This is a genomic window from Prodigiosinella confusarubida (assembly GCF_002847015.1).
Lineage (GTDB): Bacteria > Pseudomonadota > Gammaproteobacteria > Enterobacterales > Enterobacteriaceae > Prodigiosinella > Prodigiosinella aquatilis.
Genome location: NZ_CP025085.1, coordinates 3,928,188 through 3,951,043, shown reverse-complemented (window position 1 = coordinate 3,951,043; position 22,856 = coordinate 3,928,188). Strand labels below are relative to the sequence as shown.

The window sequence follows — 22,856 nt, the reverse complement described above, 5'->3', positions numbered from 1 at the left end:
ATTATCAGACTCCTGAATCACGATAATGGACATCACTGACCATTCGTAGCCGCTCGGCGGCCTGTTCTGCGGTCAGATCGCGTTGGGTTTCTGCCAGCATTTCATATCCCACCATAAATTTGCGTATCGTGGCGGAACGGAGCAGCGGCGGATAAAAGTGGGCGTGTAACTGCCAATGACGTTGATCATCCTGGTTAAAGGGGGCTCCATGCCAGCCCATTGAGTAAGGAAAGGAGGTATGGAACAGGTTGTCATAACGGCTGGTCAGTTTTTTAAGGGCAATGGCCAGGTCGTGACGCTGTTCCGCATTGATATCCGGCAAGCGCAGAATATGAGCCTTGGGTAGTAGTAACGTTTCAAATGGCCAGGACGCCCAGTACGGCACGACCACCAGCCAGTGTTCGGTTTCCAGGACATGGCGTACTTGTTCTTGCTGTTCGCGGTTCAGATAATCAACCAGCAATGGTATGCCGTGCTGATGGAAGTACTCCCGCTGCATCCGATCTTCTCGCTCTGCTTCGTTGGGCAGAAAATCGTTGGCCCAGATTTGCCCATGTGGATGCGGGTTAGAGCAGCCCATGGCCGCACCCTTGTTTTCGAATACCTGTACCCATGGGTAGTGTTTGCCCAGTTCTTCACTTTGCTGTTGCCAGGTGATAATCACCTGTTCCAGTGCGGGTACTGGTAGTTCCGGCAGACTTTTACTGTGGTCGGGGGAAAAGCAGACTACCCGGCTGGTGCCGCGTGCGCTTTGACAACGCAACAACGGATCATTGTTGCTGGGAGCGTCTGGCGTATCCGACATCAGGGCGGCAAAATCGTTGGTGAAAACGTATGTACCCTGATAGTCCGGATTTTTGTCTCCGGTCACACGGGTGTTTCCCGGGCAAAGGAAACAGTCAGGGTCATGCCGGGGAAGCTGTATCGGGGATACTGACTCCTGCTGTCCTTGCCACGGGCGTTTGGCACGATGCGGAGAAACCAGCACCCATTGTCCGGTTAGCGGGTTATAACGACGGTGTGGGTGTTCAACAGGATCAAAATGTACCATGTGATACCTTTTTTATTATCAACCAATAAAACCATTGGGATGGTTCGACTGCCAACGCCAGGCGTCGGCTACCATCTCATCCAGTGAACGGCTCACACGCCAGTGAAGGTCTCGGTTGGCTTTTTCCGCATCAGCCCAGTAAGCGGGCAGATCACCGTCACGGCGCGGTGCAAAATGGTAAGGAATCGGTTTGCCACAAGCTTTTCCAAAAGCTTCAACCACTTGTAGTACGCTATAGCCGACACCTGCCCCCAAATTGTAAATATGTACGCCAGGTCGTTTATGCAAAATATTCATGGCGGCTACGTGGCCATCAGCCAGATCAACCACGTGAATGTAATCACGGACGCCAGTGCCATCGGCGGTGGGGTAGTCGTTACCAAATATTGTTAATGATTCGCGGCGGCCTACAGCGACTTGCGCGATATACGGCATCAGGTTATTGGGGACACCTTGCGGGTCTTCTCCCATGTCACCGGATGGATGGGCGCCGACCGGGTTGAAATAGCGCAGCAGGACAATGCTCCAATCTGGCTCTGCCCGTTGCAGGTCCTGCAGAATTTGCTCCACCATCAGCTTGCTGCGACCATAAGGGCTGGAGGGCGTGCCGGTAGGAAAACTTTCGTGATAAGGAATTTGCGGCTGATCACCATAAACCGTGGCGGATGAACTGAAGATCAACGTGTTGACCTCCGCTTTTTTCATCGCTTCCACCAGCGTCAGTGTACCGTAGACATTATTGTCGTAGTAGTTGATGGGTTCACGCACTGACTCGCCTACTGCTTTCAACCCGGCAAAATGGATGACGGCATCAATGGCATGCTGCGAAAAAATATCATCCAGTAAGTGACGGTCTCGAACATCACCCTGATAAAAAACCGGTTTCTGACCACTCAGTCGTGCGATGGTATCAACCACACCGGTTTTACTGTTACACAGATTATCTAAAATAATCGGCTGATGGCCCGCTGCGATTAATTGTACGCAGGTATGACTCCCTATGTAACCGCTTCCACCAGTAACCAATACCTTCATAATGACTCCTGTTGTGGTGAATTAATTGAAAAGTAGCATGCATAAACATTTAAAACGGTGATCAGTGCAATAGTAATGCGCATTTTCTGGCACAGCATCATATTATTAGCCTGATGATTGCTTGTTTTCTATTCTACCCGTTAGAGAAGAAAAATAAATGGTAACGTTACCATTTTGAGACTCACGAACAGAGTTCATGGATCTGAGATGATGGTTAGACTAAATTCAAGTCTTCAAATTGATAATCATAATGTCCGTTATGGTGTGGGATAAATGTCAGTCGATGAGTGATGCACTGTGGCGCATCTTCAGCGTGGTGCGACACAAACAACAACTGTGTTTCACCTTCACCGATCAAAATATCCAGCCAGCGGCGTATGAGCTGGCGATTAAGGGGATCCAACCCCTGTAACGGCTCATCCAGAATCAATAGCGCAGGATGTTTAACCAACGCACGAACAATGAGTACCAACCGCTGCTGGCCCCAGGACAGTGACTGAAATGGCGCATCGGCCACCGCGTCAGAAAATCCCAGCAACGCTAGCCATTGCGTAGTGAGGTGACGCTGGCGATCAGATACAGCCTGATAGATACCGATAGAATCGAAAAAGCCGGAAAGAATTACGTTGCGCACACTAATACTGACCCGGTAATCCAGGTGCAGACTGCTGCTGACGTAACCGATATGACGTTTGATTTCCCAGATAGTTTCCCCGCTGCCGCGTCGACGGCCAAACAGCGTTAAATCGTTACTGTAACCCTGCGGGTGATCGCCGGTTATCAGACTCAGCAATGTTGATTTACCGGCACCATTTGGACCCACAATCTGCCAGTGTTGACCAGGTAGCACTTCCCAGCTCAGATCGTTCAGAATCAGACGGTCGTTATATTGAACAACACCATTACGCAAGATGATTCGTGCCTGGTCTGCCGGTAACATCGGTTGCTGTCGGGGGTCTTCCGGTTCCGGCAGGGTTGTGGCCACATCCTTTTCGCTATGGGCCAACTGCGCCACCAGAACATCGGACATGATTTGTTCACGTTCACCCTGTCGGGTGAGAGTACAGTCAGCCAGAATGCCGACCTGATTCACAAAATCTGGAATATCCTCAAACCGGTTGATAATTAGCACCAGCGTGTAGTCTTGCGTGACCAAGTCGGTAAGTAGCGCCGTTAACTGGATTCGGGAAGTGACGTCAAGACCATCGAAGGGCTCGTCCAGAATCAGCAGATCCGGTTGTAACATCAATGCCTGGCACAGCATGGTTTTGCGGGTTTCGCCGGTAGACAGATATTTAAAGCGCTGTTCCAGTAAATGAGAAATACCAAATTGGGTAGCCAACCGCACACAACGGTCCGGATCCAGTATGTTGTCCTGAATGACTTCAGCCGTTGTGCGGCCGGTATCGTCTTCACCCACGCTGAGCATATCGGTGTTATTACGTTGCCATTCCTGCGACACCAGTTGTTGAAGCTGTTCAAAGGAGAGTCTGGCTACGCGCTGGAAATTGCACTGACGCTGACCATCCAGTGTCGTAAGGTCGCCGGACAAGGCGCGGGCCAGCGCGGATTTACCGCTGCCGTTGGCACCGACAAAGGCCCAGCATTGATCATGCTGAATCGTCAGTTCATCAAGACGTAACATGCGGGTATCACTTAAGCGAAACAATGCCTGGTGGATGTGCAGTAATGACATGTCTACTCCGTTTTAGAGGTAATCCGCTCTTTAGACGAATTACGATATCTTCTTTGCTTGTCAATGTGTGAACGTGTGAGGGGGCGTCAGCATAGCGTGGCGATAATCACCTGATCAGCATTAAAACAGGCGTTGACCAGCTGATTCGTCTGTAAACCCAACTGTTCAATAACTGTGTTGGCAACGGTGGCACACAAGGTTTCTCCCCCGTTGAGAGCAAGTAATACTTCACTATGATCTTCCCCAGGTTGTAAGTGGGTAATGCGTCCTGATAACACATTGTCTGCTGTTGGAACCGGGGCAGAAAGGGCGGTGATATTTACCCAGGGGGCTTTAATCAGCACCAGAACTTCCTTACCACTGGTTAGTTGCAGACGGTCCGCACTCTGCTGGGTAACAGCCGCCTGAATGCGCGTCTGCCCATCAGCCAATAATATTTCCAGATGCTGCTGTACCTGTTGCTGGCTGCGTGCCAGTACGGTGCCGAAAAACTGGTTGCGGGCGCTGGTTTGCAGTGAAAAGCGGGCAATGGCCGCCAAAAGGCTATCCAGCGGCAGATTATCCTGCTGAAGTACGTCAAAGGCTTTTTGCTGAATCTGTTCCAGCAAATCATAGAGCTGGAGTAAACGTTCACCATAGCGAGTTACCTGGGCACCGCCGCCGCCTTTCCCACCGGTCATGCGCTCGACCAGTGTCTGTTCGGCCAATTGGTTCATTTCATTAATGGCATCCCAGGCGCTTTTATAGCTGATACCCGCCAGTTTTGCCCCTTGGCTGATCGATCCGGTTTGTTTAATCCGCTTGAGTAAGGCGATGCGCCGGGGATCAGCAAACAGGCGTTGCTGAAGTCTGAGAGTGAGAAGAATTTCTGCTTGCATGGCGGAATGTCCGTGAAAGAAGCGGTTAACAGCTTGTATTGTCGCTATTTTCCCCCGAGGGAGCAAATCGCACTAATGGCCGTATTATTTTTGTTCGTTCAGGTAAACTATGCCACTATGATGGTAGTGAGAAAGTTTACTATATAATCTTGAGTATTGAGCTGTGTTCAATATACAGCCGTTGCAATAAGTGAGGTAGATATGTTGGAGTTATTAGAAAGCCTGTTGTTCGCGATTGCGATGGTGCCATTGATGATGGCGCTGATTCTGGGAGCCATTTATGGGCTGGGAGAGGCCTTTAATGTGTTCTCCGGTATTGGGCATGACAAAGAAAATACTATCCATAAATAATCTGTAGGATTCCTTTCTGTTTCCAAAACGTCTGGCATATTGCCGGACTTTTTTTTGGAGGATCATTTGTATAAAACAGATGAAGTTTTATTTTTTATCGTTATATTAGCCCTTACACAACGATAAATATTTTGGGAGAAAGCAATGCAGCAACAATGGACTAAATGGTTGGCAGCCTTGACGTTGAGTTTCAGTATTACTGCAACCGCATCTGCGGCAGAAGAGAAAATAACTGTTTTTGCAGCTGCATCGTTAACCAATGCGTTACAGGACATTGCAACGCAGTATCAACAGGGGAAATCGGTTTCTATCGTCACTTCTTTCGCTTCATCATCTACGCTTGCCCGGCAAATTGAGCAAGGGGCGCCTGCCGATATGTTTATCTCTGCGAATCAGCAATGGATGAATTATGTACAGAATAAACAACTGATGGATAATAACAGCCGTTATACGTTGCTGAGCAATGATCTGGTGGTTATCGCGCCTAAATCGGCCACGATAAAAGGGGTCAAAATTGATGAAAATACTGACTGGAAAAGTCTGTTGAAAGGTGGTCGTCTGGCGGTAGGCGATCCTGATCATGTGCCAGCGGGGATTTATGCCAAGGAAGCACTGCAAAAACTGAAAGCCTGGGACACCCTCTCACCGTTGATGGCCAGAGCCAATGATGTGCGCGCGGCCATGATGCTGGTAGAACGGGAAGAAGCACCATTGGGTATTGTCTATGGTTCAGATGCGATAGCCAGCAATAAAGTCAAAGTGGTTGGTATATTCCCGGCAAATACCCACAAACCGGTGGAGTATCCTATGGCCATCGTGAAAGGTCATAATACTCCGGCGGTGAAAGCATTTTATGATTACCTGAAAACGCCACAGGCTTTAAGCGTGTTTGTTCGTTATGGATTTACACCCGTTAATGTTGCTAAGTGATTATGAATGGCAGGCCGTCGAGCTGAGTCTTAAAGTTTCGGTTGTGGCGGTCGTGTGCAGCTTGCCGTTGGGAATACTGGTAGCATGGATTTTGGTCCGCTGTCGCTTTCCGGGAAAATCGCTATTGGATAGTGTTATTCATTTACCACTGGTGTTGCCCCCAGTGGTGATTGGTTATCTTTTACTGGTTGCGATGGGACGGCGTGGTGTTATCGGGTCATGGCTCTATGACTGGTTTGGCTTCAGCTTCAGTTTTAGTTGGCGCGGGGCAGCCTTGGCCTCTGCCGTGGTGGCTTTTCCTTTGATGGTCAGAGCTATTCGCCTGGCGCTGGAAGCCGTCGATACCCGGCTGGAGCTGGCAGCTCGCACACTAGGCGCCAATCCCTGGCGGGTATTTTTTACGATTACACTTCCTCTGATGTTACCCGGTGTTATTGTTGGCACTGTGTTGGCTTTCGCTCGCTCGTTAGGTGAGTTTGGCGCCACCATCACTTTCGTGTCCAATATTCCCGATGAAACGCGCACTATTCCACTGGCTATGTACACATTGATTGAAACACCTGGGGCAGAAATGCAGGCCGGGCGGCTATGTGTTATTGCGATTGTCCTTTCGTTGATATCGCTGTTGCTGTCGGAGTGGCTGACACATTGGAGCCGACGGCGGTTGGGGGGATAATGCTACAACTCGATATTAACCAGCAATTGGGTGATTTAACGCTCAGGGTGAAAGCGAACCTGCCAGCCAATGGTATCACAGCTATCTTTGGTGTTTCTGGTGCCGGGAAAACCTCATTGATTAATGCTATCGTCGGGTTAACACACCTTGATGAAGGGTATATTCAGCTTAATGAGCGGGTGCTGGTGGATACCCGGCGACGTGTTTTCCTGCCACCGGAACAGCGCAAAGTTGGTTATGTTTTTCAGGATGCGCGCTTGTTCCCACATTACCGTGTGCAAGGAAATCTGCGCTATGGCATGGCAGCATCCATGCGTCGTCAGTTTGATGATATCGTCCAGTTACTGGGTATTGAACCGTTGCTCAAGCGCTACCCGATGACACTCTCTGGCGGGGAGAAGCAGCGAGTAGCCATCGGCCGGGCTCTGCTGACGGCACCAGACCTGTTACTGATGGATGAGCCATTGGCCTCGCTGGATTTACCCCGCAAGCGCGAGCTGATGCCTTATCTGGAACGGTTGTCAAAAGAAGTCAATACGCCGATCCTGTACGTCAGCCATAGCATGGAAGAGATTTTACGGTTAGCTGATCGCGTCTTGGTGCTGGATAAAGGGAAGGTGAAGGCACAAGGTGAACTGGAAGCTGTCTGGGCTAGTAACGCGTTGCGTCCGTGGTTGCCGCGCGAGGAGCAAAGCAGCATTATGAATGTCACCGTTCTGGAACATCATCCTCGCTATGCAATGACCGCATTGTCACTGGGTGAACAGCATCTGTGGGTGGGTAAAATTGATGCGCCACTGAATGTGAAGCAGCGTATCCGTATCAATGCTGCCGATGTATCACTGGTGACGGAACGACCAAAGGTCAGCAGTATTCGTAACGTATTGGCGGCCAAAGTGCTGGAATGCATTGATGTTGGTGAGCAGGTGGAGGTTAAGCTGTCGATCGGTGATCAAGTGCTGTGGGCCCGTATCACCCCTTGGGCACGGGATGAATTGGCACTACATCCTTATCAATGGCTGTATGCACAGATAAAAAGCGTATCGATAACACCGTAGTCCTGGTGATTTCCTTTCCTGCCTGCGTGTTCAGGCAGGAATCAACCTTTCTATGCCAACACCCGTTTCATGATCGTTTCCGCGATCACCGGCTGCTCATTATGACCAATTACCAGGTCGGCGTGCGCTTTCACTTCATCGGCACTGTTCCCCATGGCAATACCCAGCCCAGCGACTGACAGCATACTGATATCATTAAAATTATCACCAAAGGCAATCACCTCTTTCATGTCGATGTCCTGTGATTCCACCCACTTCTGTAATAGCTTTCCTTTGCTGTTGCCCGCCTGAGCGATATCGACCTGATCCTGCCATGACCACTCGCAGGTTAATCCCAGCTCTTTTTCTATCAATTCGGCAAGCTTATTCAGTGCGGTACTGTCCGCATGTGATGTGGCAAATTTCCAGATAGCGCACGCATCATCCGCGGCGGTGAACAGGTTTTTGACATAGGTAAATGTAGGGCGTTGCAGTTCGGGCAGTGTTTCCGCCCAAGCCAGTGATCGGGTGACGTGGCCGGTAGAATGTTGATATAACATGGCGTCGTCAGCATACATCAGGCCGTGAACATCAAACTGATCAAGCAGATGTAGCACGTTTTTAGCTTGTGTGGCAGTCAGTGGGTTGGTTTCCGACGTTTGTTTGGTCTGATAATTATACAGATACGTGCCATTGCAGCAGATTGCGGGTGTATCCAACTGTAGCGCCTGATAAAAGGGATGGATAGCCGAGTGATGGCGACCTGTCACAATCAGTACGGTTATTCCGGCTTGTCGGGCTAATGCCAGTGCTGCCAGTGATTCCGGCAAGATCTTTTTCTGTTGGTTCAGTAAAGTACCATCTAGATCAAGCGCGATTACACGATAGGTCATAATTATCTCATCAGGTTATAAAGTCGTCTTTCAGCAGATGGTACACTGTAAGTTCACCTATCCCAATAGGGTTGTTTTATTTGCCATTTCAAGTCGGAGCTGCGGCCAAACAGAGCACACCCCACTCACTCCATTGGAGTCGGTGTCTAGCCGCATAATTTGCGTAACAAGGAGAATCTCATGCAGCAAGTTGTCTATATCGCTAGTCCGGAAAGTCAGCAGATCCATGTCTGGCAGTTGGGTATTGAAGGTGCGCTAACGCTCTTGCAAGTAGTGGATGTTCCTGGGCAAGTACAGCCGATGGTAATTGCGCCGGATAAGCGTCATCTATATGTTGGCGTTCGTCCTGAGTTCAGGGTGATCAGCTATCGTATTGATGCACAAGGATTGCTGTCTGAAGCCGGTTCTGCGCCATTACCGGGTAGTCCGACACATCTTTCTACCGATCGGTGCGGACGTTTTCTGTTCAGTGCGTCTTACAGTAATGCCTGTGTCAGCGTCAGCCCGATTGGTGCCAGTGGTGTGGTGGAAGCGCCGATTCAGCAACTTGACGGTTTGGAAGGTTGCCATTCTACCAATATTGACCCGGACAATCAGGTACTGTGGGCACCCTGCCTGAAGGAAGATCGCATCCGGCTATATGATTTGGGTGATGACGGAAAGCTAAGTGAGCATAACCCACCGGCGTTGATGGCTGTCACCGGTGCAGGTCCCCGTCATATGTCCTACCATCCGAACCGTGAATTTGCCTACTGTGTTAATGAACTGAATAGCACGGTGGATGTATTTCAGCGCCATACTGTCAATGGACAGATCCGCCGGGTACAGACACTGGATGCCATGCCTGCCGATTTTACCGATACCCGTTGGGCGGCGGATATCCATATGACGCCGGATGGCCGTTATCTCTATACTTCTGATCGTACTGCCAATCTGTTGAGTCTTTTCCAGGTCTCGCAAGAGGGTAGTGTATTAACGTTAGCCGGCCACCAGCCGACAGAAGCCCAGCCAAGAGGTTTCAATATTGACCATAGCGGGAATTTCCTGATTTCTTCCGGTCAGAAATCTCATCACATTGCGGTTTACCGCATCAATCAGCAAACCGGTGAGTTGCATCCGTTGGCGCGCTATGCGGTTGGTCAGGGCCCGATGTGGGTTTCCATTCTGCAACTGGACTAATAGTGAAGTGAGAATCTGCTATACCAGGGCAAGATAGGCAAAGGCAGCGCCGTCGTGGGGAGTGTGTCGGGGAAAAAACAATTGCCGCCATTCCAATCTAGTGACCGATGAAAAGTGCGGGCCGGAATATTTCCCGGCCCGAGTCAGTACTATTTTATCTGCATACCTGGCTGGGCACCGCTATCTGGGCTTAACAGGAAAATATCTTTCCCGCCCGGGCCGGCTGCCATGACCATCCCTTCGGAAACGCCAAAGCGCATTTTGCGAGGCGCCAGATTAGCCACCATTACCGTCAGTCGGCCTTCCAGTTTGGCCGGGTCTGGGTAGGCGGCCCGGATACCGGAGAATACCTGACGGGTTTCACCGCCGATGTCCAGGGTCAGACGCAGCAATTTGTCTGAACCATCAACCAGTTCGGCTGCCGTGATCAGCGCCACGCGCATATCCACTTTGTCAAAGTCGTCAAACCCGATAACGTCTTGAATCGGGTTATCCGCCAGGGGACCCGTTACGGCGTTAGACGCTGCTGCAATATCTTCTTTAGACGCGTCAATCATCGATTGTACTTGTGGCAGTTCAATACGATTAAACAGTGCTTTAAACGCCTTGATTGAGTGGTGGGTCAGCGGTTGGGCGATCGCATCCCAGGTCAACTCCGTGTTCAGGAAAGCTTCTGCACGTTCGGTCAGCATGGGCAATACTGGTTTCAGGTAGGTCATCAGCACACGGAACAGATTAATGCCCATTGAGCAGATCGCTTGCAGGTCCGCGTCACGCCCTTCCTGTTTTGCCACCACCCACGGAGCCTGCTCGTCCACGTAACGGTTGGCCATATCCGCCAGTGCCATTATTTCGCGGATTGCTTTCCCGGATTCCCGGTTGTTATAGGCATCGGCAATGTTTTGTGCCGCATCGGTAAAGGTTTTATACAGCGCCGGATCAGCCAATTGATCAGCCAACTGGCCACCAAAACGCTTATTGATGAAGCCCGCGTTACGTGAGGCCAGATTGACTACTTTATTAACAATATCGGCATTTACGCGCTGTATGAAGTCTTCCAGATTGAGGTCGATGTCATCAATACGGGAGGAGAGTTTGGCTGCGTAGTAGTAACGCAGACAATCGGCGTCCAGGTGTTTCAGGTAGGTACTTGCCTTGATGAACGTGCCGCGCGATTTGGACATTTTCGCGCCGTTGACCGTCACATAACCATGAACAAACAGATTGGTTGGTTTACGGAAGTTACTGCCTTCCAGCATCGCCGGCCAGAACAGACTGTGGAAATACACAATATCCTTACCGATGAAGTGATAGAGATCGGTAGTGGCGTCTTTGCGCCAGTATTCATCGAAATTTAGATCATCGCGTTTATCACACAGGTTTTTAAAGGAACCCATGTAGCCGATAGGCGCATCCAGCCAAACGTAAAAGTATTTTCCCGGAACATCAGGCACTTCAAAGCCAAAGTAAGGCGCGTCGCGAGTGATATCCCACTGTTGCAGCCCCGCATCAAACCACTCCTGCATTTTGTTGGCGACTTGTTCTTGCAACGCACCGGAACGGGTCCAGCTCTGTAACATGTCACTGAAAGCCGGCAGGTCGAAGAAGAAGTGCTCAGATTCACGCATCACCGGTGTGGCGCCGGAAACCGCTGATTTTGGGTTGATAAGTTCAGTCGGGCTATAAGTGGCACCGCAGACTTCGCAATTGTCGCCATATTGATCCGGTGACTTGCATTTTGGACAGGTACCTTTTACAAAACGATCCGGCAAAAACATGCCTTTTTCTGGATCGTACAATTGGGAAATAGTCCGGGTTTTGATAAAACCGTTCTCTTTCAGCCGATGGTAGATCAGGCTGGAAATCTCACGGTTCTCCTCGCTGTGTGTCGAGTGATAGTTGTCGTAGCTGATATTAAAGCCAGCAAAATCCTGCTGATGTTCCTGACTCATCTCCGCAATCATCTGCTCGGGCGTAATGCCCAGTTGTTGTGCTTTCAGCATGATCGGTGTGCCGTGGGCATCATCTGCACAGATGAAATTGACTTGATTGCCGCGCATTCGCTGGTAACGAACCCAGATATCTGCCTGAATGTGTTCAAGCATATGGCCGAGGTGAATAGAACCGTTAGCGTAAGGTAGCGCGCACGTTACCAATATTTTCTTTGCGACTTGAGTCATAGTGGGGAACTTGCTTTTTGTATGGTGATTGAGACGAAGTGTTGATGTTAACCGATAGCGCCTTGGCACGTAAACCGCTGGTGTGTGTAAACGAAGATTGGGGCAAAGAGAATACGCCTCCCCGTGGTGGCCACCGTGCCCGGAACACGTTTTCGTTTATCTCCCGGTTTTTTGACCTTCAGTACATCAGGAGCGTGGCGTTCTGATATGCTATAGCGGTTTTTTATCGGTAAATAACCAAATTTCAAGGAGCCGGGATGAACGATAAACTCTCCGAGCAGAGCCCTGATGCGTTGCGTGCCATGGTTACCGGAGTGCTGTCTACTTTTAAGCATCCAACACTCAAAAATAACCTGACGACACTTAATGCACTGCATCATTGTGCGTTGCTGGATGGCGTATTACATATTGAACTGACCATGCCGTTTGTCTGGTTGAGTGGCCTGGAAGTATTAAAGGAAACGGTTAGCGCCGAATTGCTGCGTTTGAGTGGCGCCACAGTAGTGGAATGGCGATTATCACATAATATCGCGACGTTGCGCCGGGTGAACGACCAGCCTGGAATCAAAGGCGTTAAAAATATTATTGCCGTCAGTTCCGGCAAGGGTGGAGTAGGGAAGTCCAGCACAGCGGTGAATATGGCGTTGGCACTGGCGGCGGAAGGTGCCAGCGTCGGTATTTTGGATGCTGATATCTACGGTCCTTCGATACCTACGATGCTGGGCGCGGTCAACGAACGTCCTACGTCACCTGACGGTCAGCATATGGCACCGATCATGGCGCATGGGCTGGCAACCAATTCAATTGGCTATCTGGTTACTGATGATAATGCTATGGTGTGGCGCGGACCGATGGCCAGTAAAGCCTTGCTGCAACTGCTACAGGATACGCTGTGGCCGGATCTGGATTATCTGGTGCTGGATATGCCGCCGGGAACCGGAGACATTCAGCTCACACTGGCACAGAGCGTGCCCGTCACGGGGGCTGTCGTGGTCACCACGCCGCAGGATATTGCCTTGGTGGATGCAATGAAAGGTATCGTCATGTTTGAGAAGGTTAACGTGCCGGTATTGGGGGTTGTAGAAAACATGAGTGTGCATATTTGCAGCAACTGTGGCCATCTTGAGCCTATTTTTGGCACCGGTGGTGCGCAGAAACTGGTAGAAAAATATCACTGTGTTCTGCTGGGACAGTTGCCGCTGCACATTTCCTTGCGCGAGGATCTGGATCGTGGTGAGCCGACGGTGGTCAGCCACCCGGATAGTGAGTTTACATCACTCTACCGTGAGTTGGCCGGTCGTGTGGCCGCTCAACTGTACTGGCAGGGTGAAGTTATTCCCACCGAGATAGCCGTTCGCTCATTGTAATTGGCATCGCATCATTCCGCGTCATCGGCAGAGGGCGCGGAAACCCACCATCTGAATGCCATGTTTCCGCGAAACGCTGGCATGAACCGTGCTAACTCCCTATAATTGCCTGCGCCAGGGCATCCTGGCGATGCATCCCCTCCTTTATTTTGTGAATCAGGTCTTTATTACCATGACTGATAAATCTCATCAGTGTGTCATCATCGGGATTGCCGGAGCATCTGCATCTGGCAAAAGTCTTATATCCAGTACGCTTTACCGTGAGTTACGTGATCAGGTTGGCGATGAACATATTGGTGTCGTGTCGGAAGACAGTTATTACAAGGACCAGACTCATCTGACCATGGAAACTCGGGTTAAAACTAATTATGACCATCCTGGCGCGATGGATCATGGTTTGCTGCTACAGCATCTGAAAATGCTGAAGGTAGGGCAACCAATTGAATTGCCCCGGTATAGCTATGTGGAACATACCCGGTTAAAGGAAACGGTACAACTTGAACCAAAGAAAGTGATTATTCTGGAAGGTATTCTGTTATTAACGGATGCCCGGTTACGGGAAGAGCTGAATTTTTCCATTTTTGTCGATACACCGTTGGATATCTGCTTGCTGCGTCGTATGCGCCGTGATGTTAATGAGCGCGGGCGTTCGATGGATTCGGTAATGGAGCAGTACCAGAAAACCGTTCGTCCGATGTTTTTGCAATTTATCGAACCATCCAAGCAGTATGCCGATATTATTGTCCCGCGAGGCGGAAAAAATCGGATTGCGATTGATATCTTGAAAGCAAAAATTAGTCAATTCTTTGAATAATTTGTTTTTTTATTATTGTATGTAGACCCAATAGATTTCAAGATGCAGAACGACGGTGAAAGAATAAATCCCGATGAGCCTGCATCAGTAGATGGTTCGAGTGATGAGTCTGTCGGGGCAGATTTGAATGATGCCAACACACCTGCACCTGAAAGATGACGGATATATTGTCGGCATGGTGATTTCTGGCTGGCTGTGGCCGTTTTAGTGGGTACCTTGCTTGAGTGGAGAAAATAATGAGACTGTGTGATCGTGATATTGAAAGGTGGCTGGATGATGGCCGATTGGTGATTACGCCTCGCCCCCCTCAAGAGCGAATTAATGGTGCCACAGTGGATGTCCGATTAGGCCATCAATTTCGCGTATTTTGTGGACATACGGCGCCTTTCATTGATTTAAGTGGTCCGAAAGACGAAGTCAGTGCTGCGTTGGATCGCGTGATGAGTGACGAAATCAATCTGACCGAAAAAGAAGCTTTTTTCCTACATCCGGGAGAATTGGCGTTAGCTGTGACGCTGGAGTCGGTAACACTGCCAGATAATCTGGTTGGATGGCTGGATGGCCGCTCCTCACTGGCGCGTTTAGGGTTGATGGTTCATGTCACGGCACACCGTATTGATCCTGGTTGGCAGGGACTCATCGTGCTGGAGTTCTATAATTCAGGTAAGTTGCCGTTGGCATTACGCCCCGGCATGATGATTGGTGCCCTGAGTTTTGAACCATTATCCGGTCCGGCAGCAAGGCCTTATAATCGTCGTCAGGACGCTAAATATAAAGATCAGAAAGGTGCTGTCGCAAGCCGGATTGATGAAGACTAGCTTCCCGACAGTTTGCTGTATGCCTATTGTAATGAGGATGGCATGAGAAGATTTCTAACAGCGCTGGTTATTCTGCTGGTGGTGCTGGTCGTGGGAATGACCTCGCTGATTGTACTGATCAATCCTAACGACTTCCGTGATTATATGGTGCGTCAGGTGGCAGCGCACAGTGGTTACAAGCTGAAGCTTGATGGCGAATTGCGCTGGCATGTATGGCCGGAGTTGAGCATTCTTTCCGGCAGTATGTCGTTGAGTGCTCCAGGAGCAGAGATACCACTGGTCAGCGCAGAAAACATGCGCCTGGATGTCAAGTTATGGCCTCTGCTCTCCCACCGGCTGGAAGTAAAACAGGTGATGCTCAAAGGTGCGGTAATTCGCTTTACACCGGAAAGTGCCGCTAAACGGATGAGTCGAGCACCTATTGCTCCTCCTGGGCCTTCAGAACCAGGAGAAGAAACGGGCTGGCGCTTTGATATTAACCGTATAGAAGTGACCGACAGCCTGTTAGTCTTCCAGCGTACTGATAACGATTTGATTAATGTCCGTGACATTAATCTGAAAGTTGTGCGTAACAGCGCCAATCAGCTACAGCTGGAGCTGTCCAGCCGTATTAACCGTGATCAGCGTGACTTATCGTTTACGTTGGCAGCCAACATGGACATGCAGCATTTCCCACAACAAGTCAGCGCCAGTGTTGAAAAGTTTGATTATCAGCTGCAGGGCGCAGGGATTCCGGTGACCGGTATCAGTGGTAAAGGCAGTCTGAAAGCCAGTTACCAACAGCAACCAGAAAAAATGACCATCAGTCAATTTGCCTTGAGCGCTAATAACAGTCAGTTGACAGGCTCTGCGACGGCAGTACTGGGTAGTGTTCCTGACTACATACTGAGTCTGAAATCTACGCGACTGGATCTGGACGAATTACTGGGACTGGCACAGTTCCAGGATAGCGATGCGCCGGCAGATAAAGCCATTGCAGCCAAGCCAGTGATTTCTAAAGATGTGACAGGTCAAAAAGATAATGAAGTGTTGAGAGGTTTTACCGCCCATGTTGCCATTGATGCCGATGAGCTAATTTATCACGGCTTGCATGTTACCCAGTTTGCACTACAGGCGACCAATCAACGTGGGGAACTATCGGTGCCCACCTTAGTGGGTACCTTAGGCGATGGGCGTTTTTCGTTGCCAGGATCGATGAATATAGATGCGTCTCCCTCTATTACCGTACAACCGGATCTTCGAAATATAGCGTTATCACCACTGCTACACGCTTTTGGTTTGCCGGAAACCCTAAGTGGCAAGCTTAGTCTGCAAGGGGATATGAGTGGCAATTCACTTTCTGCCGCCGCAGTTATGTCACAGTGGCATGGCAATGCCACGTTGCAGGCGACGGGTCTGCGGCTGAATGGCCTGAATATTCAACAGATGATTCAGCAGGCGGTTGAGCGTAATAACAGCAGCGTCCACAGCCAAGGCAATTATGAACGTTATACCGAAGTGCGGCAGATGACCGCTAAAGCTCGTCTTAGCGCGGGTAAATTACAGCTACAGGCGTTGGATGGTCGTTCCGACATATTGTCACTGACCGGTGAGGGTACATTTGACCTCCCAGCACAGCGCTGTGATGTCAACCTGGGTGTGAAGGTCACTCAAGGATGGCAAGGTGACAAAAACGTTGTACAGATGCTTCAGGATATCGTGATACCGTTCCGTTTGTATGGTTCTTGGCATAACCTTAATTACCAACTTCAGGTTGATCAAATTCTACGCAATCGTCTGCAAGATGAAATGAAGAAACGACTAAATGAATGGATAGGCAAAAATAAGCAGTACCAGAAGAATAAAGATATCAAGCAACTGATGCAGGGGTTGTGATTAACTCTGCAGGCGATATATACGCCTGCAGAGTCATTTTGACCGTTTAACTTGCCACCATCGTGTATTTAAACCGCTGTATTTCAAACCTCGTAATCGGACTGTGGCGTATCCTGAATAATTAACACTTTGAGTATGCGGTGACTTTCGACCGTCAGCACATTGAAACGATATCCATCAATGACGATTTCATCACCTTCTTGTGGGATTTTTTGTGAGTACTCCATTAGCAATCCGGCCAGAGTATGATATTCACGCTTTTCATCCAATTGTAACGGGACATACATCATCAAATCTTCTACGGGAAGATAACCGTTAGCGGTCAGCGTACCATCTTCATTTTCCTGAATATCATGGCGAGCATCCAACTCTTCACCTTCCAATGGAAGGTTCCCGGCAATGGTCTCCATGACGTCGCTTAATGTAACAATCCCTTCTACCGAGCCGAATTCATCCACCACGAAAGCAAAGTGTGTATGGGCCTCACGAAACTGTTCGAGTGCTGATAACAACGATAGCTGTTCTGGAAAAATTAGTGGCTGACGGATCAGCTTGCGCAGATCCAGAGGCTGGCAATTAAGCTGCTGGCGTAACAAATCGATAATGTGCACGACACCGAGTGGTTCATTTGATACATTTTTGTCTGTCACTACCAGCCGGGTATGCTGATTTTTTTCCATCAAAGCAGGGAAATGTTCAGTTTCGGTGTCGATATCTACATTTTCTATATCGTGCCGCGAGGTCATAATGCTACTCACTGAACGTTGAGCCATGCCCAACACCCGCTCAATCATCCGTTGTTCCTGTCGGTTGAAAACTGATTGACCGGCGTCGCCGGTGTTGTCCGCAATCATGGCTGATGTCTGGTTATCCAGTTCGGCATCTTTATGTTCGCCCCGTAGCATTCGTAATACCGCTTCCGCTGTTCGTTGACGTAACGGCAGAGACAAAGAGAGAAAACGTTTATGGTTAAACTGCGCAATCTGATTGAGCATTTCAATCATCACGGAGAAGCCGATGGCCGCATAGAGATAGCCTTTAGGAATATGATAACCAAAGGCGTCGGCCACCAGACTAAAACCAATCATCAGTAGGAAACTCAAGCATAAAATGACGATGGTCGGATGCGCATTGACAAAACGAGTCAGTGGTTTGCTGGCCAGTAACATTAAGCCGATAGCAATGGTGACGGCTGCCATCATAACCAGTAGATGCTCTGTCATCCCTACGGCGGTGATAACTGAATCCAGAGAGAAAATAGCGTCCAGAATGACAATTTGTGCGACAACCGGCCAGAAACGTGCGCCCTTGTGTTGAGTCTGTTGTCCCTGATCCTTGCCTTCCAGCCTTTCGTTAAGCTCCATCGTAGCTTTGAACAACAGGAACAATCCCCCGACCAGCATGATAATATCGCGGGCGCTGAAAGCGTGATCCAGCGCTGTAACCAGCGGATTAGTAAGGGAAACCAGCCAAGATATAGAGGAGAGCAGGATGAACCGCATCAGCAGTGCCAGTAATAAACCGACAACACGAGCCTTGTCCCGCAGTTTTTCCGGCAGCTTTTCAGCAAGAATCGCAATGAAGACCAGGTTGTCGATGCCTAATACCAGCTCAAGCACCACCAGCGTTGCCAATCCTGCCCACACTGTTGGATCAACTATCCATTCCATACTGAATTTTTACCTTTTTTTGGAATAATATTCTAAATTTTATTTGATTTGTTCGTTTGTTGTCTATGTTAGGCGATTTCTTAGGGAGAGAGAAAGAATTAATAACCCATCGAATACTACTCCCTACAGCATTTTATTGTAAAATTTCTTCGGTGATAAAGCATATATAAATTCGGAATGGAGATCGAAAAGTGCAGAAGACAGAAATGCCCGGAAATTCAAATGTAAAAGATAGTTATAGCTTGGTAAAATTTCCCTCATTCGGGATATTTCACTTGTATTATGTTATATGCAGTTAATAATGTAGCGGCAGCTGTTTTACTTCGTTTCAGCAAAGGGTGTTCTGATCTTTAGGTGCCACTTTAGATTGATATAGTGATGGACACAAGTTCGGATTTGTGGTTGGTCGCGCATTGGTAGCCAGAAAGCCAAGGCGGTAGCGTGCATGTGCGTTATTTAGTTCATAGTGTAAACTGCTTTTTCCTGCCTGTTATTGTTTTTTATGATTAAATCTTAAATCTAACCGCTTGATTTTTTCTTTTGTATGAAAAATCCCTGCATTTCTGATAGGCATCTGATCTGGCGTTTTTCTGTTCGCTGGTTTGTGGATTTTTTCAGATTAATGGTGTGTATTAACTGAATGTGAAGATATTGTTCTGCTTTGCATCATGTTGATTAGCAGAATTTTGTGAACATACTTGAGAGTGATAGAATACAAATATTAAACGGTCGATTGGTATAGCATCTGTCTTGTTAATAAAGAATACTTAGAGAGCATGAAATTTTATGCTCGGAATATTTTTAATATGAATGTATATATTTCAGTCGTTTCACATGGTCATCAATGCATGATAAAAAACATTCATTGCCTTCCTGACCTTGCAAAAAAATATAAAGTTGTTGTAAAAGAGAATTCAGAACGTTATCGCTCTGGGTTTGATGTTTTTTGTTTGGAAAATAATATTGATTATATTGATGATAAAAAAAATCTAGGGTTTGGCGAAAATAATAATTTGATATTTAAATATATACAAGATAAGTTTAATCCTAAAGACAATGATCTGTTTATTGTATTAAATCCAGATGTGCTTATTACATGCGAAGAAATTGAAAAAATTATTTCTCTTCATGACCAGTATCATTTTAAATTAGCGGGTATAAATCTATTCACAGATGAAAATTTCACAATTCATGATAAGGGCATTAGGCATTACCCGGTTTTGTCTGATTTTTTTAAATCATTCTTTTTAGGTAAGAATGATACTGTAATAAATAGAAAAGAGGTCAATGATATCGCTTATGTGGATTGGTTGGCCGGTTCTTTTATGATTTTTGAAGTGAGCCATTATGCTAATTTAAAAGGATTTGATGAACGATATTTTATGTACTGTGAGGATATAGATATCTGTTATCGCTCAACGAAGAAGAACATAAAGCCACTATATTTACCTATGGTAAAGGCGGTGCACTATGCTCAGTATAATAATCGAAAAATATTTTCCAGGCATTTTTTTTGGCATATAAAGAGTATCTTGATTTTTACAATTAAGAAAATGATAATTAAATGATGTGATGATTCCATTCTTTAGGACAGGACTGTTCATTCTTGGTTTTTGAATTATAATTCATTGTTCTTCATCATACGTATGGAAGTTTTATGCTTTATAGAGTTTGAGTGGATATTCAAATTCTATTTTTAATATGTAAATGTGGGTTAATGAATGTATTCGAATTTTATTAAATACCTATGTTTTTTAAAGTTGCCTTATTTCTGATGGTTAATCTTATGTTAGATTATATCTATGACATCAACATGTAATATATATTTATACCCGTCATACTTCCAGTTGCAGGTGTGTTGGCTGCGCTCATTCACCCGAATCACTTATCTGAGTAAGCTCATCGGGATTCACTCTCTTGCCGCCTTCCTGCAACTCGAATTATTTTGGTATATAAGCGCAATAATATTGTCAGCTTAGAAAATTGATGGTTTCAGTTAAAAAACAAGTAGTATTAATAATAGTCTAAATAAACGATATGATATCAATGCTGCTGCAGCATCATATGTGAAGTTATATAAGGGGTTGTAATGAAATTTCTTGTTACCGGTGCGGCCGGGTTTATCGGTTTTTATGTAAGTCAGTCACTGTGCGCTGACGGACATGATGTTATCGGCATTGATAACCTTAATAATTACTATGATGTCTCTCTCAAAGAAGCGCGTTTGCAAAAACTTCAGACAGTGAGTCGTTTCCGTTTTGAAAAACTGGACATCTATGATGGCAAAGGGCTGAATGCGCTTTTTGCCGCAGAAAAATTTGACCGGGTTATTCATCTGGCGGCACAGGCCGGTGTGCGTTATTCGCTGGAAAATCCGATGGCATATGCTGATAGCAACCTTATCGGGCATCTGAATATTCTGGAGTGCTGTCGTCATCATGATGTTGAGCATCTGCTGTATGCCTCTTCCAGTTCAGTGTATGGTCTGAATGGTAAAACACCTTTCTCTACCTGTGATTCGACGGATCATCCTGTCTCACTATATGCCGCCACCAAAAAAGCCAATGAGCTGATGGCGCACTCCTATTCGCATTTATATGGCATTCCCACGACGGGGTTACGCTTTTTTACGGTATATGGTCCGTGGGGGCGGCCGGACATGGCATTGTTCAAATTCACCAAGAGCATACTGGCCGGCAATCCCATTGATATTTATAACCATGGCGATATGCGTCGTGATTTTACTTATATCACTGACATTGTTGATGGTGTTGTGAGTATTGTGAATAAGGTTCCTGTCGCAGACAGCACCTGGACGGTGGAAAATGGATCTCCGGCAACCAGTTCGGCACCGTATCGAGTGTACAATATCGGTTACGGCAGTCCGGTGAAACTGATGGATTTTGTTACTGCATTGGAAAATGCACTCGGCATTGAAGCGAAAAAGCACTTTATGCCAATGCAGGCAGGCGATGTGTACCAAACTTACGCCGATACTGAAGACCTGTTGGCGATGACCGGCTATCGCCCTAAAGTAGGCGTGGTCGAAGGTGTTCAGGCCTTTGTCGACTGGTACCGCGATTTTTATCAAGTCTGAATAATTGGTTATCGATGCACAGCAATATATATGCAGACGTTGTCTTCTGCTACATTGCTATTTCTTTTTTAATTTGTACATTGCGTACAATATATTGATTAATGTGACTGAAAAATGAGAATAGCAATTGCGGGCACTGGCTATGTTGGCCTGTCCAATGCAATGCTGCTGGCGCAGCATAATGAAGTAGTGGCGGTAGATATTCTCGCCGAAAAGGTCGAAATGTTGAATAAAGGCATTTCACCGATTGTAGATAAAGAAATTGAAGAGTTTCTGTGTAATCCGTCGCTCAATTTCCGTGCAACGTTGGATGGCAAGTCTGCCTATCAGGGGGCGGATTTCGTGATTATCGCCACACCTACCGATTATGACCCCAAAACTAACTACTTCAATACCCGGTCGGTTGAGTCGGTGATCCGTGAGGTCACTGCCGTCAACCCACACGCGCTGATGATCATCAAATCGACTATTCCGGTGGGATATACCCAGCAGGTACGCGAGCAGTTTGGTACGGGAAATATCATTTTTTCACCAGAATTTCTGCGGGAAGGTCGCGCACTGTACGATAATCTGTATCCATCGCGGATTGTGGTGGGTGAACAATCACCACGTGCGGAACAATTTGCTCAACTTTTGGTGCAGGGTGCCAGAAAAACCGATATCACGGTATTGTTTACCGGCTCCACGGAAGCAGAAGCCATTAAGCTGTTTGCCAATACCTATCTGGCAATGCGTGTTGCCTATTTCAATGAACTGGATACTTACGCACAGACGTTGGGTTTGGACAGCAAACAAATCATTGAAGGGGTTGGACTGGATCCGCGAATTGGTCAGCACTATAACAATCCCTCTTTTGGCTATGGCGGCTACTGTTTGCCGAAAGATACCAAGCAACTGCTGGCAAATTACGAGGCTGTCCCCAATAATCTGATTCGTGCCATCGTGGATGCCAATACGACGCGTAAGGATTTTATTTCCGACTCGGTGATTAAGCGAAACCCTAAAGTTGTAGGGGTTTACCGCCTGGTGATGAAAACCGGTTCTGATAACTTCCGTGCATCCGCTATTCAAGGGGTAATGAAGCGTATCAAGGCAAAAGGCATCGAAATGGTAGTGTATGAGCCGGAGCTGAAAGAGACCGAGTTTTTCCGATCGCGGGTTATCAATGATCTGGAGGAGTTTAAACAGATTTCGGACGTGATACTGTCTAATCGGATGGCATCGGAATTATCTGATGTTGCAGCAAAAGTCTATACACGTGATCTCTTCGGTTCCGATTAGGTATAAAGCTAGTGATAGAGTGTGTTCT

Annotated in this window: 19 protein-coding genes; 12 read left to right on the top strand and 7 right to left on the bottom strand. The window is 47.6% G+C overall.

Features of this window, described 5'->3' with window-relative positions; translation table 11 throughout:
• Nucleotides 1-4 precede the first annotated feature (4 nt).
• The 4 genes from galT to modE form a co-directional block, all read right to left on the bottom strand.
• Nucleotides 5-1,051 (bottom strand): galactose-1-phosphate uridylyltransferase, encoded by a 1,047-nt coding sequence (gene galT, locus CWC46_RS17945; protein WP_021015165.1) that lies wholly within the window; start codon nucleotides 1,049-1,051, stop codon nucleotides 5-7.
• 18 nt (nucleotides 1,052-1,069) lie between these two features.
• On the bottom strand, nucleotides 1,070-2,086 hold the full coding sequence (galE, locus tag CWC46_RS17940) for a UDP-glucose 4-epimerase GalE (RefSeq protein ID WP_021015166.1): 1,017 nt from the start codon (nucleotides 2,084-2,086) through the stop codon (nucleotides 1,070-1,072).
• A gap of 214 nt (nucleotides 2,087-2,300) precedes the next feature.
• Nucleotides 2,301-3,782 carry a molybdate ABC transporter ATP-binding protein ModF gene (modF, locus tag CWC46_RS17935; protein ID WP_021015167.1) on the bottom strand — a complete coding sequence of 494 codons (1,482 nt, stop codon included), beginning with the start codon at nucleotides 3,780-3,782 and terminating at the stop codon, nucleotides 2,301-2,303.
• An 86-nt stretch (nucleotides 3,783-3,868) separates the two neighbouring features.
• Complete coding sequence (gene modE / locus CWC46_RS17930) at nucleotides 3,869-4,660, bottom strand: molybdenum-dependent transcriptional regulator (protein ID WP_021015168.1); 792 nt, start codon at nucleotides 4,658-4,660, stop codon at nucleotides 3,869-3,871.
• A 201-nt stretch (nucleotides 4,661-4,861) separates the two neighbouring features.
• Here modE and CWC46_RS17925 point away from each other — a divergent pair, with 201 nt between their 5' ends.
• The 4 genes from CWC46_RS17925 to modC all read left to right on the top strand — a co-directional run bounded on the left by CWC46_RS17925 (nucleotide 4,862) and on the right by modC (nucleotide 7,675).
• The gene (locus CWC46_RS17925) at nucleotides 4,862-5,011 is read left to right on the top strand and encodes an AcrZ family multidrug efflux pump-associated protein (RefSeq protein ID WP_021015169.1); all 150 of its coding nucleotides are present in this window, start codon (nucleotides 4,862-4,864) and stop codon (nucleotides 5,009-5,011) included.
• A 144-nt stretch (nucleotides 5,012-5,155) separates the two neighbouring features.
• Nucleotides 5,156-5,941: a molybdate ABC transporter substrate-binding protein gene (gene modA / locus CWC46_RS17920; protein ID WP_021015170.1), complete on the top strand. Its 786-nt coding sequence runs from the start codon at nucleotides 5,156-5,158 to the stop codon at nucleotides 5,939-5,941.
• On the top strand, nucleotides 5,928-6,617 hold the full coding sequence (gene modB / locus CWC46_RS17915; RefSeq protein WP_037380771.1) for a molybdate ABC transporter permease subunit: 690 nt from the start codon (nucleotides 5,928-5,930) through the stop codon (nucleotides 6,615-6,617). Before modA ends, modB begins: the two co-directional genes overlap by 14 nt.
• Entirely contained in the window at nucleotides 6,617-7,675 is a 1,059-nt protein-coding gene (gene modC / locus CWC46_RS17910; protein ID WP_021015172.1) for a molybdenum ABC transporter ATP-binding protein ModC, read from the top strand. The genes modB and modC overlap by 1 nt, the downstream gene beginning before the upstream one ends.
• Nucleotides 7,676-7,725: 50 nt before the next feature.
• Here modC and CWC46_RS17905 read toward each other — a convergent pair whose 3' ends face one another.
• A complete protein-coding gene (locus CWC46_RS17905; protein ID WP_021015173.1) occupies nucleotides 7,726-8,547 on the bottom strand; it encodes a pyridoxal phosphatase in 822 nt (273 codons plus the stop codon).
• 180 nt (nucleotides 8,548-8,727) lie between these two features.
• On the opposite strand from CWC46_RS17905, the gene pgl reads away from it, so the two are divergent.
• Nucleotides 8,728-9,726, top strand: a complete 999-nt coding sequence (gene pgl / locus CWC46_RS17900; protein WP_021015174.1) for a 6-phosphogluconolactonase — start codon at nucleotides 8,728-8,730, stop codon at nucleotides 9,724-9,726.
• Between the two features lie 149 nt (nucleotides 9,727-9,875).
• Here pgl and metG read toward each other — a convergent pair whose 3' ends face one another.
• Complete coding sequence (metG, locus tag CWC46_RS17895; protein WP_021015175.1) at nucleotides 9,876-11,906, bottom strand: methionine--tRNA ligase; 2,031 nt, start codon at nucleotides 11,904-11,906, stop codon at nucleotides 9,876-9,878.
• Between the two features lie 257 nt (nucleotides 11,907-12,163).
• Here metG and apbC point away from each other — a divergent pair, with 257 nt between their 5' ends.
• The 4 genes from apbC (at nucleotide 12,164) to asmA (ending at nucleotide 16,780) form a co-directional block, all read left to right on the top strand.
• Complete coding sequence (gene apbC, locus CWC46_RS17890; RefSeq protein WP_021015177.1) at nucleotides 12,164-13,273, top strand: iron-sulfur cluster carrier protein ApbC; 1,110 nt, start codon at nucleotides 12,164-12,166, stop codon at nucleotides 13,271-13,273.
• Nucleotides 13,274-13,445: 172 nt separating this feature from the next.
• Nucleotides 13,446-14,087, top strand: a complete 642-nt coding sequence (udk, locus tag CWC46_RS17885; protein WP_037381372.1) for a uridine kinase — start codon at nucleotides 13,446-13,448, stop codon at nucleotides 14,085-14,087.
• A 236-nt stretch (nucleotides 14,088-14,323) separates the two neighbouring features.
• Entirely contained in the window at nucleotides 14,324-14,905 is a 582-nt protein-coding gene (dcd, locus tag CWC46_RS17880; protein ID WP_021015179.1) for a dCTP deaminase, read from the top strand.
• Between the two features lie 42 nt (nucleotides 14,906-14,947).
• Entirely contained in the window at nucleotides 14,948-16,780 is a 1,833-nt protein-coding gene (gene asmA / locus CWC46_RS17875) for an outer membrane assembly protein AsmA (RefSeq protein WP_021015180.1), read from the top strand.
• Between the two features lie 83 nt (nucleotides 16,781-16,863).
• Here the strand turns inward: asmA and CWC46_RS17870 are convergent, their stop codons facing one another.
• Nucleotides 16,864-18,450: a TerC family protein gene (locus tag CWC46_RS17870; protein ID WP_021015181.1), complete on the bottom strand. Its 1,587-nt coding sequence runs from the start codon at nucleotides 18,448-18,450 to the stop codon at nucleotides 16,864-16,866.
• A gap of 848 nt (nucleotides 18,451-19,298) precedes the next feature.
• Between CWC46_RS17870 and CWC46_RS17865 the strand changes: the two genes are divergently transcribed.
• The 3 genes from CWC46_RS17865 to CWC46_RS17855 all read left to right on the top strand — a co-directional run bounded on the left by CWC46_RS17865 (nucleotide 19,299) and on the right by CWC46_RS17855 (nucleotide 22,828).
• A complete protein-coding gene (locus CWC46_RS17865) occupies nucleotides 19,299-20,018 on the top strand; it encodes a glycosyltransferase family protein (RefSeq protein WP_051391469.1) in 720 nt (239 codons plus the stop codon).
• Between the two features lie 521 nt (nucleotides 20,019-20,539).
• A complete protein-coding gene (locus CWC46_RS17860; protein ID WP_021015183.1) occupies nucleotides 20,540-21,547 on the top strand; it encodes an NAD-dependent epimerase in 1,008 nt (335 codons plus the stop codon).
• A gap of 114 nt (nucleotides 21,548-21,661) precedes the next feature.
• Complete coding sequence (locus CWC46_RS17855; protein ID WP_021015184.1) at nucleotides 21,662-22,828, top strand: nucleotide sugar dehydrogenase; 1,167 nt, start codon at nucleotides 21,662-21,664, stop codon at nucleotides 22,826-22,828.
• The last annotated feature ends 28 nt before the right edge of the window (nucleotides 22,829-22,856 follow it).